We start from the raw sequence: 15329 nt of genomic DNA on the forward strand, positions 1-15329 counted from the left end.
ACGGACCTCGCGACTAATCCGGCACCTTCCGTGCCCGGCGCAGTGCCGGATCAGTTGAGGGTGAACCTCCGGTGACTGCCGTAGCTGAAGGTCACTTCTGCTCCAGCGTCTTCACGATGCCAGGGACCGCCCGGGTCATCAGCAACTGCAGGGCCTTTTGCAGGGACGTGGAAGCCAACTGGTCCCGGTCGCTCACCGCGCTATCGGTATAGTATGCTTCGTATCCCACCGTGCCTGTTGCGGCACCGTCTCGCCACGGCTGCACCGACATCTTCACCGAGCAGTTTGCCTCGTCCCTGACCACCGAGTGCTTCTCGTCGAGCCTTATGCTGACGTCTTTCAGACTGACGGCCTTCTTCACCTGATCCGGCATCTTGTCCGTTACGATGATGTTGTAGCCCGCCCGCCTCAGCTCCTGGTTCAGGGCGTCCATGACCAGGGCCGCCGGCGCCATCTCGGTCACCACCTTGCTTACGGTGGTGCCGTCGCTGTCGGTCACCGTTCCCAGGATCCACTGCACTCCCGCGGCCTGCGAGGGAGGCTGGTGAACGTCCTGAACGAGGTAGACATCACCAGCGCCCCCCTTGACGTTCGCGGCAGGCTGATAGAGGATATCGGCCTTGCGGTCCGGCGTCGCGCATCCCTGCAGGGCCGCCACAACCGCCATCACCACCCACAATAAGCCGCCTTTGAGTCCTTTCATACCGTCCTCCTTGCCCTCTCTGCGCCTATTCCCCTCCCAGGGTTGCGAAGAAGCTTTGCTTGCCCCTCTTCAACAGCAGCAGGGCCGCCCTCCCCTTTGCCTTGGCGATGGCGGCCTTGAAGCCGGCGACGTTGCGTACCTGCTTGCGGTCCACCTCGACGATGACGTCTCCCGCTTCGATCCCGGCTTCGTCGGCCTGGCTGCCCTCATCGACATTGGCAACCACCACCCCCGCCTTATCCGTTATCCCCAGGTGCTGGCGCCACTTCGGCGTCAGTTCTTCCAGCTCCATCCCGAAACTCTGCTCGGCCGGTTCCGGCGTCTGGGCCGCGACCTTCTCTTCCGTCATCTCCGCGACCTTGAGGCCGTGCCGCTCCTCCTTGCCGTTCCTGACTACGGTGACATCGACACTCCTGCCGACCGGTGTCTCGGCGACGAAGCGCGGGAGGTCGTTGGAATCCTTGACCTTCTTCCCGTTGTAGACCACGATGATGTCGCCCCGCTCGATTCCGCCCCTGTCGGCCGGGCCCCCCGGCACCACATCGCCGATGAGAGCCCCCTTTGCCTCGGAGAGTCCGAACGATTTGGCCAGCTCGGGGGTGACGCTCTGGATGGAGACGCCGATCCAGCCCCTGACCACTTTTCCCTTCTCCTTCAACTGGGTGATCACCGAGGCGGCCAGGGAACTGGGGATGGCGAAGCCGAGACCCTGGCCGCCGGAGACGATGGCGGTGTTGATGCCGATCACCTCACCCCGGAGGTTCACCAGGGGGCCGCCGCTGTTGCCGGGGTTGATCGGGGCATCGGTCTGGAGGAAGTTGTCATAGGGACCGGACCCGATCACCCTGCCGGTGGCGCTGATGATCCCCTGGGTGACGGTATGCTCCAGCCCGAAGGGGATGCCCACCGCCAGGACCCAGTCGCCGACCCGCATCCTGTCCGAGTCTCCGAGGGCCAAAACGGGGAGGTTCCCGACAGGAGATGAGATCTTTATCAGCGCGAGGTCGGTCTTGGCATCCCGCCCGGTGACCTTGGCCTTGAATTCCCTGCCGTCGGAGAGCTTGACCTTGATCTCCTCCGCCCCCTCGACCAGGTGGTTGTTGGTGATGATCAGGCCGCTGCCGTCGATGATGAAACCGGACCCGAGGCTCTGCTGCTTCATCTCCCGGTCCGGGACGTTACCGAAGAACTTGTTGAAGAACTCCTTGAACTGCTTTTCATCTTCCTGTCCTTCGAAGAAGTGCTTGAAAGGTGTGCCGGGGACCTTGACCTTGGAGGTGGTGCTGATATTGACCACCGCCGGCTTCACCCTTTCCGCCAGGTCGGCAAAGGACTGCGGGAATCCCACCACCACCTCGGACCTTCCCCTGGTTTCGCCTCCTCCGGTCGAAACGCAGGTCAGCACCAGGAGCATGGAGACCACCAGAGTTCTTCCCGCCAGCGCCGCACATCTCATGGTCATGGCCTGCCTCCTTCCCGGTGCGGGGTACCTGCTTCATAAGAGGAAAACATACAAAACGAGATTAGCAAGTAAGGGCTTCTCTCATATGTTTTCACCCGGCTGCTCTCTCTGCCCGGCAAGGAATCACTGGAATTGGTTGATAAACCCATTATATTTGCGGTAAAGATTGCAAAACCGTTGAGGAGGAATGATATGCCAGAACTTCCCGATCTGACTGTCTTCGCAGAGAATTTGAGCAAGGCTGTCATTGGCAAAGAGATCGTCGCTTCCAGGTACTATGGCAACAAGAAGTTGAACGTTTCAGCTGAAGAGCTTTCTCGATCTCTGGCGGGTGCCAAGATAGAGACGGTGAGGCGGGTTGGAAAACAGATCTGCTTTCACCTTGACAATACGACTGACCTCTATATCCACCTCATGCTGAACGGCGGGTTCGTTTTGACTGCCGCGAGGGAGGCTGAGCGCCTCGATTATCTTGTCTTCAGCCTTTCCTTTGCCGACGGTTCGGCCATGGCGGTAACCGATCCGAAGGGATGGGCGGTGGCTTCCGTAAATCCAGAAGTGAAGAGCGGAGTGCCGGACGGCCTCGAAGTCACCGCCGACTACCTCCGGGCTGCCTTCGCGAAGAAGCCGAAGGCGCTGGCCAAGGCCTTCCTGATCGACCAGGAACGTATCGGCGGCATCGGCAACGCCTACTCGGACGAGATCCTGTGGCGGGCCCGGATCTCACCCCGGTCCGTCGTGGGCAAACTCCCCGCGGAGGCTGTCGACGCGCTGGTGGAGGCCATTCCGGCGGTGCTCAAGGAAGGGATCGAGGAAATCAGAAAAAGACGCCCCGGCGCGGTCTCGGGGGAGGTGCGGGATTTTCTCAAGGTTCACGGCCCCGGCCGCAAGGTCTCGCCGACCGGAGCGCCGATCATCAAGGAGCAGGTACAGTCGAAGGTCACCTACTATACCGGTGAACAGAAGCTGTATGAGTGAGAGGTTGACAAGCAGGTCATGCCCGGTATTTTTAGATGGTTGATTTGCGCTAACTATATCCCGGCTTCGGCCGACCAAGGGAGGCAACATGAGAGGGGCATTGGCTCTGGTGGCAATGGTTTCACTCTTTGTTTTGGGCATGGCGATGACGGGACTGGCTGCCGATAAGGGGGGCCTCACCGCATCCGAGAAGACCTTTATCAGGAATGCCGCCAGCGGCGGAGACATGGAAGTCGAACTAGGCAAAATCGCTCAGCAAAACGGCAACGCCCAGGCGGTGAAGGATTTCGGCAAGATGATGGAGACCGACCACAAGGCCGCAGGAGATGAGCTGAAGGCGCTGGCCTCGCAGAAGAAAGCGCCGCTCCCGGCCCAGATGGACAAGACAAGTAAGGCCACGATCGATAAGCTGTCCAAGTACACCGGCGATGAGTTTGACAAGAAGTACATGGCAGCAATGGTGGCCGACCACAAGAAGGACATCAAGAAGTTCAAGGCCGCCTCCAAGTCCGCCAAGGACCCCGATCTTAAGGCCTATGTCGACAAAACCCTCCCCACCCTCGAACAGCACCTGCGGCTGGCGACGGAAACAGCCCACAAGGTCGGCGCGAAGGTCAAGTAATCAGGCATCATGGGTGAGCAACAGAAAGGCCCTCCGGCGAAAGCCGCAGGGCCTTTCTTCATTTTCCCAGGTGCATGGCACGTCTACTGGGTATCCTCCCTTCCAACTCCCCTTACCTGTCATTTCCGCGGGAGCGGGAATCCAGAGATGGATCCCCGATGGAGGCATTCGGGGATGACGGCGGAAAGGGTGGGAAATGGCGGTTTTGCAGATATTTAGGGGAAGTTGTATAATGACACCCAGGAAATCAAGGTAGTAGAGGGGGCAACATGAAAAGGGTAAGGTTCATATTGTTACTGGTCCCAATGCTCTTCGCTGCCATGACCTTCACCGGGTTCGATCAGGCTTACGCCCAGCGAGGGGGGCACGGCGGCGGTGGCGGCCATTCCGGTGGAGGTGGTGGCGGCCATTCCGGTGGACGTGGCGGTGGCGGTTTTGTCGGTCACGGCGGGGGAGGCCACTTCAGTGGACGTGGCGGCGGCGGTTTTGTCGGCCACGGAGGGGGGCGGCACTTCGACGGGCATGGTGGCGGCCATTTCAGGGGGGGCGTCTTCGTCGGCGGCCCCTGGTTCTGGGACCCCTTCTTCTATCCGTTCTACCCATACTATGCCTATCCGTACCCTTCTTCGACGGTAGTCATAGAACGGCAGCAGCCCGAGGAGTACATCCTGAGCACCCCGCAGCCGGAGCAGCAGAACTACTGGTATTACTGCAAGGAGTCGCGCGGCTACTATCCGTACGTGAGGCGATGCCCGGGTGGCTGGATGAAGGTTATCCCCACCCCGCCATCAGACCAGGAGGAATGAGCGATGACCCGACAGAGACGGAAAGTTTTGGCTGTTCTCGGTTTGCTGGCCCTTACCGGGTGTGCTTCCTTGCCGACGGGGCCGAGTGTCAGGGTGCTCCCGGCGCCGGGGAAGTCCTTCGAACAGTTCATGGGTGAGGATGCGGTTTGCAGGCAGTGGGCGGCCTCCATGCTGGGTGAAACCCCGCAGGGTACAGCCAACCGCAGCATGGTAACCAGCGGGGCGATCGGGACGCTCATCGGGGCGGGCGCCGGTGCCGCCATCGGTGCTGCCGCCGGAAGCCCCGGGGCCGGCGCCGCGATCGGCGGCGGGACCGGCCTCCTCTTTGGGACCGCCGGTGGCGCGAGCGCAGGGGAGGTTTACGGGGCCGAGGCGCAGCGGCGCTACGACAACACCTACGTGCAGTGCATGTACGCCAAGGGGAACCAGATCCCGGTGTCGACCCGGGGGTACCGTTCAATGCCCGCCGGAGAGTATGCCGTTCCCCCGGACTACTACCCTCCCCGCTAGGGGGAGCGATGCTTGATGTTGCCGGAGCGGCGCCTTGACGGGCGCCGTTCCTGTTTCAGCCTCCTGATTCCTTTGAGTTTGTTAACGATATGTGCTACTTTGCTCCCGCCGTCTGCAGCCCGGTTCCTCCCGGGACGCAGACGTGAGGCAAATACCCGCCACATGAAGGGAAGGAAAGTGAACCAGAGAAGATTCGCCTCGACAATGCCCTGGATTGCGGCCGTGATCAGCGGGATCCTGATCTTTCTGGGATATGCCGGTTTTGACCAGTTCTATCTCGAGTGGATCGCCTTGGTCCCGGTCCTGTGGGCCGTGCGCGAGCAATCGGCAGGGCGGGCTTTCATGATCGGCTGGGTCGCCGGCATCGTGGGGCATGGAGGCGGTTTTTACTGGATCATCCAGATGTTCCGGCAGTTCGCGGGAGCACCCTGGCCTGTCGGAGTACTGGGGCTTATCTTCCTGGCGGCAGCGAACGGGATAGTGCTGGCGGCCTGGGCCTGCGGCACCAGGTTCATCACCCGTGAAACGGGCTGGAGCGTGATCTGGGTGGCACCGGTAGTCTGGACCGCGGTGGAGAAGCTGTGGCCGGAGGTCTTCCCGAACTACCTGGGGGCCAGCCAGTACCTCCTTCCCCGGCTGACCCAGATTGCCGATCTAACCGGCATCCTGGGGGTGAGCTTCCTGGTGGTCTACATCAACGCGGTCATCTACGCGGCGGCAACCTCCTGGCTTCAGAAGAGGCGCCTCCCCTGGCGGCCGCTGGCGGTCTTCGCCGCTCTCCTGGCGCTCGTGGCCGCATACGGCGAGTTCCGCATCAGGAGCGTCGACAGGGAGATGTCCACCGCCGAGAAGATGACGGTCGGGCTGGTGCAGACCAACCGCGGTGCCGCCGACAACTACCTCGATCCGGAGACCAGGCTGCGCGAACACCAGGAGCTCTCCAGGGAGCTTGTGGCCAGGAGGACACCCGACCTCATCGTGTGGCCCGAGGGCGTCTGCATGCTCAATCTCGCCTCCCGCGACAGCGCGCTCCCTCCCGTCGTCTCCGGTAACCTGGGGACGCCGATGCTCCTGGGAGCCTGCCTGCAAAGAGCGGGTGAAAGGGTGAGCTTCACCAACAGTGCCATCCTGACCGATGCCTCCGGGAGGATCCTCGGCAGCTACGACAAGACCGTGCTGGTCCCCTTCGGCGAGTACATTCCCTTCGGCGACCTCTTTCCCGTTCTCTACTCCTGGTCGCCCTATACCAGCCGTTTCCTTCCGGGGGAGAGCGAGGAGCCGCTGAGGCTTGGCAGGCGCCTGCTGTCGGTGAGCATCTGCTATGAGGACATCTTCCCGGTGCACATCCGGAGGCTGATGAGGGGGGGGCGCGAGGGCATCACCCCCGACGTCATGTTCAACCTGACCAATGATTCGTGGTACGGGAATTCCACCGAGCCCATGGAGCACCTGGCACTGGCCAGTTTCAGGTCGATCGAGAACCGCCGATCCCTGGTGCGGGTCACCAACACCGGCATCTCGGCCTTCGTCGACCCGGTGGGGCGCATCACCAGCCGGACCGGGATCTGGACCCGGGAGGTGCTGGCCGACACCGTCCCCCTCCTGAAGGGGCGCACCTTCTATGCCGTTGCCGGGGACTGGCTCGGCTGGCTTTGCGCCGCTCTCTCCATACTCTCCATGATCCGGGCGTCCCGCATTGCAAAAACCCGACGCATCCGCTGAGACAGATGGCGCTGCTTCCTCACAGAGAGCTTTACCTTTCGCTGCTTCGTCCGGCCGAGTTCTACTATGTTTGACTCTATTTCTTTCTCTTATATGGTTCTCAATGTCGCTGCCCTGTTAGTGTGATACAATGTTTGCGTCACGACGACGGCTCACCGAGACGTAGTATTCCCAAGATACTGTCACCTGCTCAAACATCCAGGGATTCAATGGCTACAGTCACTGACAAAGACGGCGTCAAATCGTGCGAGATCCACAGGGGTAACACCTCTCCACTGGGAGCGACTGTTTTCCCCGGCGGGGTCAACTTCAGTGTCTTCGCCAGGGACTGCACCTCGGTCGAAATTCTCCTTTTTGACCGCGCCGAGGATGCCACCCCCTCCCGCGTCATCGCCCTCGACCCCAGGCGCAACCGAACCTATCACTACTGGCATACCTTCGTTTCGGGCGTTCGCCCCGGCCAGCTTTACGGCTACCGGATCGCGGGACCCTTCGACCCGCAGCGAGGCCGGCGCTTCGACCCCGGCAAGGTGCTGATCGATCCCTATGGCCGTGCCGTGGCCGTCCCCGAGGGATATGACCGGGCCGCTGCCTGCGTGCCGGGTGACAACGTTGCATGCGCCATGAAGAGCGTGGTCGCCGACCCCCGCGGCTACGACTGGGAAGGGGACATCCCGCTCAAGCGCGCCTACTCGGGGACCGTCATCTACGAAATGCACGTCGCCGGCTTCACCAGGCACCCCTCCTCGGGGGTCTCGCCGGACAAGCGCGGCACCTACGCGGGCCTGATCGAGAAGATCCCCTACCTGCAGGACCTGGGCGTGACCGCGGTGGAACTCCTCCCGGTCTTCCAGTACGACCCGCACGACGCCCCCTTCGGTCTTCGCAACTACTGGGGTTACAGCCCGGTCTCCTTCTTCGCCCCCCATGCCGCCTACAGCTCTCGCAAGGACCCGCTGGGGCCGCTGGACGAATTCCGCGACCTGGTCAAGGCCCTGCATCGCGCCGGGATCGAGGTGATCCTGGATGTGGTCTTCAATCACACCTCGGAAGGGGACCACAAGGGCCCCACCTTCTGCTTCAGGGGATTCGCCAACGACGTCTATTATTCCCTCAGCCCCGAGGGCGACTACCTGAACTACACCGGCTGCGGCAACACCTTGAACGCCAATCACCACGTGGTGCGCCGGATGATCATCGACAGCCTGCACTACTGGGTCAAGGAGATGCACGTCGACGGCTTCCGCTTCGACCTGGCCTCCATCCTGTCGCGGGACGGGGAGGGGCGACCGCTGAAGAACCCCCCGATCCTCTGGGATATCGAATCCGACCCGGCCCTGGCCGGGATCAAGCTGATAGCGGAGGCCTGGGACGCGGGGGGGCTTTACCAGGTCGGGAGCTTCATCGGCGATAGCTGGAAGGAGTGGAACGGCGAGTTCCGCGACGACGTGCGCAGTTTCCTCAAGGGGGACAACGGGGTCATCTCCCGCTTCGCCGCGAGGCTGCTGGCGAGCCCCGACATCTACGGGCATCAGGAGCGGGAGCCCGAGCAGAGCATCAACTTCATCACCTGCCACGACGGCTTCACCCTGAACGACCTGGTCTCCTACAACAAGAAGCACAACGAAGCCAACGGCGAGTCAAACCTGGACGGCGCCGACAACAACGCGAGCTGGAACTGCGGCGCCGAGGGGCCGACCGACGACCTCGCCATCGAGGCCCTCCGCAACCGCCAGGTGAAGAACTTCCTGGCCGTCACCCTTCTTGCCCTCGGGACTCCCATGATCCTCATGGGTGACGAGATCCGGCGCACCCAGCTGGGGAACAACAACGCCTACTGCCAGGACAACGAGATCGGCTGGTTCGACTGGCGCAGGCTCCAGGTCTACTCGGACGTGCACCGTTTCACCAGGGAGCTGATCAAGGCGCGGCTCAGTCACAGCGACGCCAGCGCCGGGGATATGGCGCTCAGCCGCCTGCTGGCGCAGGCGAAGCTGGAGTGGCACGGCGTGCGCCTGGGTACGCCGGACTGGAGCCACGAGTCCCACAGCATCGCCCTCACCGCCTGGAGCGTGAACCGGCGCGTGGTCTTCCATTACGTTATCAACGCCTACTGGCGTCCCCTGAGCTTCACCCTACCCCCTCCCGATAGGCTCCCCGGAGGGGTCTGGCACCGCTGGATCGACACATCCCTCCCCACCCCCGACGACATCATCGCCTGGGATGACTTGCCGGCAATCGAGACCACTACCTACTCCCTGCCTCCCCGGGCGCTCGCTGTGCTGGTCGCCAAGGGTCCCGGGCGGCGTCGGAAAAACTCGACCTGAGAGCGCACGTCTCATCCGCAGCCACCGACTGGAAGGAGGGGGCATGTCGTCAGTCTTCGGCACCCTGTTCAGGGTTTCCACCTTTGGAGAGAGCCACTGCCCGGCGGTCGGCGCCATCGTCGACGGCTGTCCTTCCGGCATGGCCCTGAGCGAGGCGGACATCCAGCCGCAACTGGACCGTCGCCGCCCGGGGCAGAGCGCCCTCAGCACCCCGCGCAGCGAAAAGGACCAGGTCACCATCCTCTCCGGCGTGGAGGACGGCGTCACTCTCGGCACACCCATCGGGCTCATGGTCCACAACCGCGACCAGCGGCCCGGCGACTACCACGAGATGTACGATATTCCCCGCCCCTCCCATGCCGACTTCACCTATCAAATCAAGTACGGTAGGAGGGCCTCCAGCGGCGGGGGGAGGGCCAGCGCCCGGGAAACGATAGGCCGGGTCGCCGCCGGTGCCATCGCCGAGAAATTCCTGAGGGAGAGCTGCGGCGTCGAGATCGTGGCCTGGGTCGACGCAGTCGGGGCTCTCGGCGGGGGGCCGGTCGACCTCGAGCAGATCTCCAGGGCCGAGGTCGATGCCCGCGCGGTCCGCTCCCCCGACCCCGTCGCAGCCCGGGCCATGGAAGAGCTGATCGGGGAGGTCAGGGATAACAGCGATTCGGTCGGTGGGGTGGTGGGATGCGTCTGCAGGAACGTTCAGGCGGGCCTGGGGGAGCCGGTATTCGACAAGCTCGAGGCCATGCTGGCCCACGCCATGCTGTCGCTGCCGGCTTCCAAGGGATTCGAGATCGGGTCGGGCTTCGGCGGCAGCGCCATGCTGGGGAGCGTCCACAACGATCCCTTCGTCCAGAAGGGGTCGCGGCTGGGGACCTTGACCAACTACAGCGGGGGCGTTCAGGGGGGGATTTCCAACGGCGAGCCGATCTGGTTCAGGGTGGCCTTCAAGCCGCCGGCCACCATAGGGGTCAAGCAGAGGACTGCCGGTTTCAACGGCTCCGAACAGGAGCTGGAGGCCAAGGGGCGCCACGATCCCTGCATCGTGCCAAGGGCGGTTCCGATCGTGGAAAGCATGGCGGCCTTGGTGCTGATGGATCTGCTGCTGCGGCAGCAGTACCGGGAAAGGAGGGCGCCGCAGCTTTACCGCGCCCCGTAGTCACAGTTGTCGTCAATCCTGGCAGGCCAGCTGGGCAACCAGCGCCATCCGCACCTCAGGCGGAATGGCCTCCCAGTCGGTGTAGCGGGAAAGGTCGGTATTCTTCAGGACGGTCCCATTCTGGTCCAGGTGAGTCACCTCCAGAAGCCTGCTCTCCTTTTCCCCGCAGTCGAGGTCATAGACATACCGGGACTCGTAGAGGTTTTCCAGGCTCTTCGGCGAGGAGAGGGTGCGCAGGGCCTCTTTCTTCCCCTCCGCCGTATAAACCACCCGGGTCCTCACCCGGAGGACCCCCGCTTTAGGCTTGGTGGTGCCCCCCTTGTCGTAGAAGAAGTTAGATCCCTGGTTCTCGTCGAGAAGCACCCAGTCCCCTTCCGCAGCCAGGACCGTCGACGCGATCATCGCGGTCAAGACTACCAGAGCAGTTATCAGCGCCGAATTCACTCTCATCATCGCTCCTCCGGGACAGCCTCAAGCCTTTAGCGGCGGCTGTCCATCTCTTCCGCCCTCGATTTGAGCTTCTCCATCTCCGACTTGATGTCGGCGATGATCTCCTCTTCCCCCTGAACCGCTCCCCTGACCAGGAACGATTTGGTGGTAAGCTCCATGTCGTACTCAAGGGTCTGGGGAGCCACCGGGCTCTGCCGGGCGGTGCGGATTATCTTGGTGGAGATCCAGCCGGTGAATTGGGGATGTTCCAGGAGCTCATGACACAGTTCGGAGTCATGCGGCTTGATCACGATCCTTTCCTTCACGAGCTCGCCGTGCTGCTTCATCTCCCTCACCACCTCTCCCTCGCTCCTTTCCACGATGCGCGTCTCGGAGACGCCGGGGTGGTAGCGGCCTGGATTCTCCACCCTGTCCATAAGTATCTTCCAGAGCGTGTCGTGTTCCGCGTGCACCACGGCCTGCAGGGTCTTCACGATCATCGGCATAATCCGCCTCCTTGCGAACTTTATTCCCGCGAGCAGTTCTGAGTACCCCCTTGGGCGATGTCTAATTATAGAATGCCCTTGGCAGCGGTCAAGGCAGCGATAATGCTGCGGACGGCGGTTTCGTTGACAGGGGCTGGGGCGGAGATAGAATCAGGATTGGCCTGCGGGGGAACGATCCTAGCCGCCTGTGGCGTGAAGCGAGGCAAGGTGCAGGACCGGCAGGAGGTGTCGCTTGGGGAGAAGAGACGTGGTGATGAAGCGGGAGCTTCCGAAGTGGTTGAATGCCGCGCTGGTCCTGGGCACCCTGGTCACCGTGGTCTTCCAGGAAATCCGCCGCCCCTTGAGACGGAGCAGAGACGATAAGGTCTCCAGAGATGCACGCAATGTGGCCATGTCGCTGCTGGCAGCGACGACCATCTCCCTGGCCGAGAAGCCGGTAGTGGCTCCGCTGTCGCTGACTGTGCACCGGAAACGGCTGGGGCTCCTGAAGCTGGTGCGGCTCCCCGTGGCGGCCGATCTCTTCCTCTCCGTGGTCCTGCTCGACTACACCCTCTTCATCTGGCACTACCTGACCCACAAGGTCCCTTTCCTGTGGGCCTTTCACAAGTCTCATCACGTCGACCTCGACCTCGACGCCAGCACCGCCCTGCGCTTCCATCCCGGCGAGCTCCTTTGCTCGGTGCCCTGGCGGGCGCTCCAGGTCCGCCTGCTGGGAATTTCTCCGCTGGGACTTGCCCTTTGGCAGACGCTGACCCTGATGGAGATCCTGTTCCATCACTCCAATGTGCGGCTCCCCTACGCTCTTGAGCGCCGCCTCTGCCGCATCATCGTCACCCCCAGGATGCACGGTATCCACCACTCCACCGTCAGGTGCGAGACCGACTCCAACTGGTCGACCATCCTCTCGTGGCCCGATTACCTGCACGGCACCGTGCGGCTCAACGTCCCGCAGCAGGAAATAACCATCGGGGTCCCCAATTACCAGGACCCGTCGCAGTTGACCCTCGGCAAGGTCCTCGAGATGCCCTTCCGTCCCGATCCCCCCTGCAGCGAACCGCGGCGCGAGCCGCTCGCCATTCCGGTCACGACACTGGCCGGCTGAGGAGCCCGGTTCCCAAACCGCCATCGGGCAGCGCGGCAGCACAAACGAAAAGACCCACCGGAGGAGCGGCGGGTCTTTTTTGTCGAACCAGCGGCTATTGGAAGGGATCGCTCCGGCGGGACACTCTTTCAGTATCTCTCCTCCCCGCTCATGACCTGCGAGTATCTCTCCGTCATGGCCAACAGGTACCTGGAGCCGAGCTGGCTGGCAGCCAGACTCCTCTTAACGGTGGACAGATTCAAGATGGAGCCCATGATCGCTGCCATGGCCCGGTGGCTGAAGAGGGCGTTGTTGTCCCAGATCAGGTGCTGCAGCTTTCCACGTTCCAGCGCCATCAGTACCACCCTGTGGGCCGTGTCCACCGGGGTCACCACGCGCTCGCGCCTTGGCACCAGGGAGAGGGCTCCCGATTTGCAGACCCGGGCACAGACTCCGCACCCCAGGCAGCGCTTGGCGTCCTGCACGCAGGCCCTTTTCCACGGGTGTTTCGGGTCCTTGGCGGAGACGAGGGCCAGCGCCATCACGGGGCAGGCGTCGATGCAGCTGCCGCAACCGCTGCAAAGTTCCCTCTTGGGGCGGGCCAGGAAACCGGTGGTCTGGACCGGGCGGAGGGTGCTGAACTTTCGGGCGGCGATGAGGGCCTCGCAGCAGCAGCCGCAGCAGTTGCAGATGAAGGTGACCCCGCTTCGCACATTCTCCGCGAACTGCACCAGGTTTTGGTCCCTCGCCTGCTGGAGGATATCGAGGCACTCCTTCTGATCGATCTCCCGGGCGTGGCCATGCCGGATCAGCGAATCGGCGACAGTGTCGAAGACCATCCTGGTCTCCATGGCGGCCGAGCAGGCACGGCCGAGATGATGCATCTTCTGGCGGCAGTAGCACCTCCCGACTCCGATCTTCCAGGCCCCCCTGATGACCTCGCTGGCGCGTTCGTAGTTGAAGACCCGGCTCATCGCGGAAGAAGGGATCTCCTCTTCGCCGACCAGGACCCGCCCCAGCCGGGTCCTCCCCTCGACGAACAGCGAGCGGACGAAGTCGTCCTCCATGTTGAGGTACTGGTAGAGTAGTTCACTCAGGGCCTCCTGGTCGATGTCCTTACGCACCCTCATCAGCGAGAATTCAAAGAAGCCGGTCATGGGAGGGGGCAGGAGGTAGATCTTCTCTCCGTCATGCTCCAGGTCCAGCAGCAGCGCCCGATCCGCCAGTCCCTCCAGGATACGGAAGGCCTCCACCTCGCGTAAGTTCCAGATCTGAGCCGCCATGGCCGCCGAAACGGGACGAAGCGGCAGCCTCCCCACCAGCCCCGCCTCCTTCTCGGTAAGGAGCAGGCCCAGGATCCGGGTCAGCAGTTCCGAGGGAGGCGCCCCTTGAGGGAACCTGTTCAGGCGATCGACGAGAGAGCCGTACCCGTTTGTACCGGCGAGGTTCAGCATTGATGCTCTCCAAAAGGTTCAGACGGTGAGGATTTTAGACTCGCGAAGTCACAAGCTGGGCGTTGTGAGATTAATTGATGCTGGGGCTGTGGCAGAATTCTGTCATAGCCGCGGGCAGAGCCGCCTCCGTGACAGTATTGGAGGCGGTTAATACTATAGCGTGCTTTATCTCGCCTGCAATGTCTCATTGTGATACTGTTCAAATAATTTTCCATGAGGAGGAACAGTGTACCTCTTTATCCTTTTCTACCTTGCCATCTATGGCGGCGCCCATGCCTACCTCCTCTCCAGAACCGTGCGGACCTTCCATCTCGGGGCACCGTATCCGCTGGTTTTCACCATCCTCTCCCTCTTAATGGTGCTGGCTCCCATCCTGGTAAGGGTCCTGGAGCGTTACGGCTTGGAAAGCATCGCAAGGTTTATCGGGTACCTGGGCTACCTCTGGATGGGGTTCTTCTTCCTCTACCTGAGCGCCTCGGTGGCGCTGGACCTCGCGAGGGGAGGCCTTGCCCTGGCCGGATGGATGCTTAAGCGGGATCTCGCACCTCCGGCGCCCCCCTTGCTGCTGGCGGCGATGGTGGTGGCTTTGCTTGCCTCCATCTACGGGCTTTTCGAGGCCAGGGCGATACGGGTGGAGGAGGTGACCTTGCGCAGCCCCAGGATACCGCGATCCGTGGGGAGGGTAAGGATCGTCCAGATCTCCGATGTCCACCTGGGACTCATGGTCGGGCAGGAGCGGTTGAGGATGATCCTCGGGAAAGTCGCCTCCCTGCAACCGGACATCCTGGTCAGTACCGGCGACCTCGTCGACGGCCAGATGGACGGTCTGAGGGGGCTGGAGCTGAAACTCTCCGCGGTAAAGCCGCCGCTGGGAAAGTATGCCGTACTCGGAAATCACGAGGTCTTCGCCGGGGTGAAGCCATCAACCTCCTTCACCGAGGAGAGCGGCTTTCGGCTCTTGCGCCGGGAGACAGTACAAATTAACGACTTCGTCTCTGTTGCCGGTGTCGACGATCCGGCCCTTACCCGCGGGGGAAAAGGCGCCGCAGATTATACTTTGCTGGCGACGCTACCTGCCGGGCATTTCAAGATCCTGCTGAAGCATCGTCCCGTGGTCGACAAGGAGGCCCTGGGGCTCTTCGACCTGCAGCTTTCCGGGCACGTCCACAAGGGGCAGATCTTTCCTTTCAACCTGGTCACCCGCCTGGCTTACCCCGAGAAGGTGGGGCTTTCCGAGGTCGGCGCCGGCTCCTTTCTCTACGTGAGCCGCGGAAGTGGCACCTGGGGGCCTCCCATGAGAGTGCTGGCTCCTCCCGAGGTGACCGTCATCGACCTTCTTCCTCCCGCCTGAAAGGCTATTGTCAACCTTGGTCGCGCTCTCAGGTTGACGATGATTCCTGCCTGTGTTAATAAGACAGCTAGCAATGCGGCTGGAAGGGTCCCGTGGTGCGTAAGCCGTTCAGATCGGAGAAGAGTGTGCAGACATTTGCAGACGAGCTTGAGGCCCTTCGGGGCGAAGGACTGTACCGCAGCATGAGGACCATTTCCGGTCCGCAGGGGAGCCGGGTAGAACTCG

The 15329-nt window shown here is 62.4% G+C and carries 14 protein-coding genes; 9 read left to right on the forward strand and 5 right to left on the reverse strand.

Going from position 1 to position 15329, the window contains the following annotated elements; translation table 11 throughout:
- Positions 1-91: 91 nt before the first annotated feature.
- On the reverse strand, positions 92-703 hold the full coding sequence (locus tag AC11W3_RS19790) for a hypothetical protein (protein WP_484090129.1): 612 nt from the start codon (positions 701-703) through the stop codon (positions 92-94).
- A gap of 25 nt (positions 704-728) precedes the next feature.
- Positions 729-2165 carry a DegQ family serine endoprotease gene (locus tag AC11W3_RS19795; RefSeq protein ID WP_484093609.1) on the reverse strand — a complete coding sequence of 479 codons (1437 nt, stop codon included), beginning with the start codon at positions 2163-2165 and terminating at the stop codon, positions 729-731.
- A 192-nt stretch (positions 2166-2357) separates the two neighbouring features.
- Between AC11W3_RS19795 and AC11W3_RS19800 the strand changes: the two genes are divergently transcribed.
- From AC11W3_RS19800 to aroC, 7 genes are all read left to right on the forward strand, one after another.
- The gene (locus tag AC11W3_RS19800; protein WP_484090127.1) at positions 2358-3143 is read left to right on the forward strand and encodes a DNA-formamidopyrimidine glycosylase family protein; all 786 of its coding nucleotides are present in this window, start codon (positions 2358-2360) and stop codon (positions 3141-3143) included.
- 88 nt (positions 3144-3231) lie between these two features.
- On the forward strand, positions 3232-3765 hold the full coding sequence (locus AC11W3_RS19805; protein WP_484090126.1) for a DUF4142 domain-containing protein: 534 nt from the start codon (positions 3232-3234) through the stop codon (positions 3763-3765).
- 269 nt (positions 3766-4034) lie between these two features.
- Positions 4035-4571, forward strand: a complete 537-nt coding sequence (locus tag AC11W3_RS19810) for a hypothetical protein (protein WP_484090125.1) — start codon at positions 4035-4037, stop codon at positions 4569-4571.
- 3 nt (positions 4572-4574) lie between these two features.
- Positions 4575-5081: a glycine zipper family protein gene (locus AC11W3_RS19815; protein ID WP_484090124.1), complete on the forward strand. Its 507-nt coding sequence runs from the start codon at positions 4575-4577 to the stop codon at positions 5079-5081.
- 177 nt (positions 5082-5258) lie between these two features.
- A complete protein-coding gene (lnt, locus tag AC11W3_RS19820) occupies positions 5259-6803 on the forward strand; it encodes an apolipoprotein N-acyltransferase (RefSeq protein ID WP_484090123.1) in 1545 nt (514 codons plus the stop codon).
- Between the two features lie 209 nt (positions 6804-7012).
- Entirely contained in the window at positions 7013-9130 is a 2118-nt protein-coding gene (gene glgX / locus AC11W3_RS19825) for a glycogen debranching protein GlgX (protein WP_484090122.1), read from the forward strand.
- Positions 9131-9173: 43 nt separating this feature from the next.
- Entirely contained in the window at positions 9174-10283 is a 1110-nt protein-coding gene (gene aroC / locus AC11W3_RS19830; RefSeq protein WP_484090121.1) for a chorismate synthase, read from the forward strand.
- Between the two features lie 12 nt (positions 10284-10295).
- Here aroC and AC11W3_RS19835 read toward each other — a convergent pair whose 3' ends face one another.
- Both AC11W3_RS19835 and AC11W3_RS19840 read right to left on the reverse strand, forming a co-directional pair.
- A complete protein-coding gene (locus AC11W3_RS19835) occupies positions 10296-10736 on the reverse strand; it encodes a surface-adhesin E family protein (protein ID WP_484090120.1) in 441 nt (146 codons plus the stop codon).
- Positions 10737-10762: 26 nt separating this feature from the next.
- A complete protein-coding gene (locus AC11W3_RS19840) occupies positions 10763-11218 on the reverse strand; it encodes an AtaL-like protein (protein ID WP_484090119.1) in 456 nt (151 codons plus the stop codon).
- Positions 11219-11450: 232 nt separating this feature from the next.
- Between AC11W3_RS19840 and AC11W3_RS19845 the strand changes: the two genes are divergently transcribed.
- Complete coding sequence (locus AC11W3_RS19845) at positions 11451-12320, forward strand: sterol desaturase family protein (protein ID WP_484090118.1); 870 nt, start codon at positions 11451-11453, stop codon at positions 12318-12320.
- Positions 12321-12448: 128 nt separating this feature from the next.
- On the opposite strand, the gene AC11W3_RS19850 is transcribed toward AC11W3_RS19845, so the two are convergent.
- Positions 12449-13753 (reverse strand): 4Fe-4S dicluster domain-containing protein, encoded by a 1305-nt coding sequence (locus AC11W3_RS19850; protein WP_484093610.1) that lies wholly within the window; start codon positions 13751-13753, stop codon positions 12449-12451.
- Between the two features lie 226 nt (positions 13754-13979).
- Here AC11W3_RS19850 and AC11W3_RS19855 point away from each other — a divergent pair, with 226 nt between their 5' ends.
- Positions 13980-15104, forward strand: a complete 1125-nt coding sequence (locus tag AC11W3_RS19855) for a metallophosphoesterase (protein WP_484093611.1) — start codon at positions 13980-13982, stop codon at positions 15102-15104.
- Positions 15105-15329 lie beyond the last annotated feature (225 nt).

The organism is Geomonas sp., assembly GCF_056994735.1.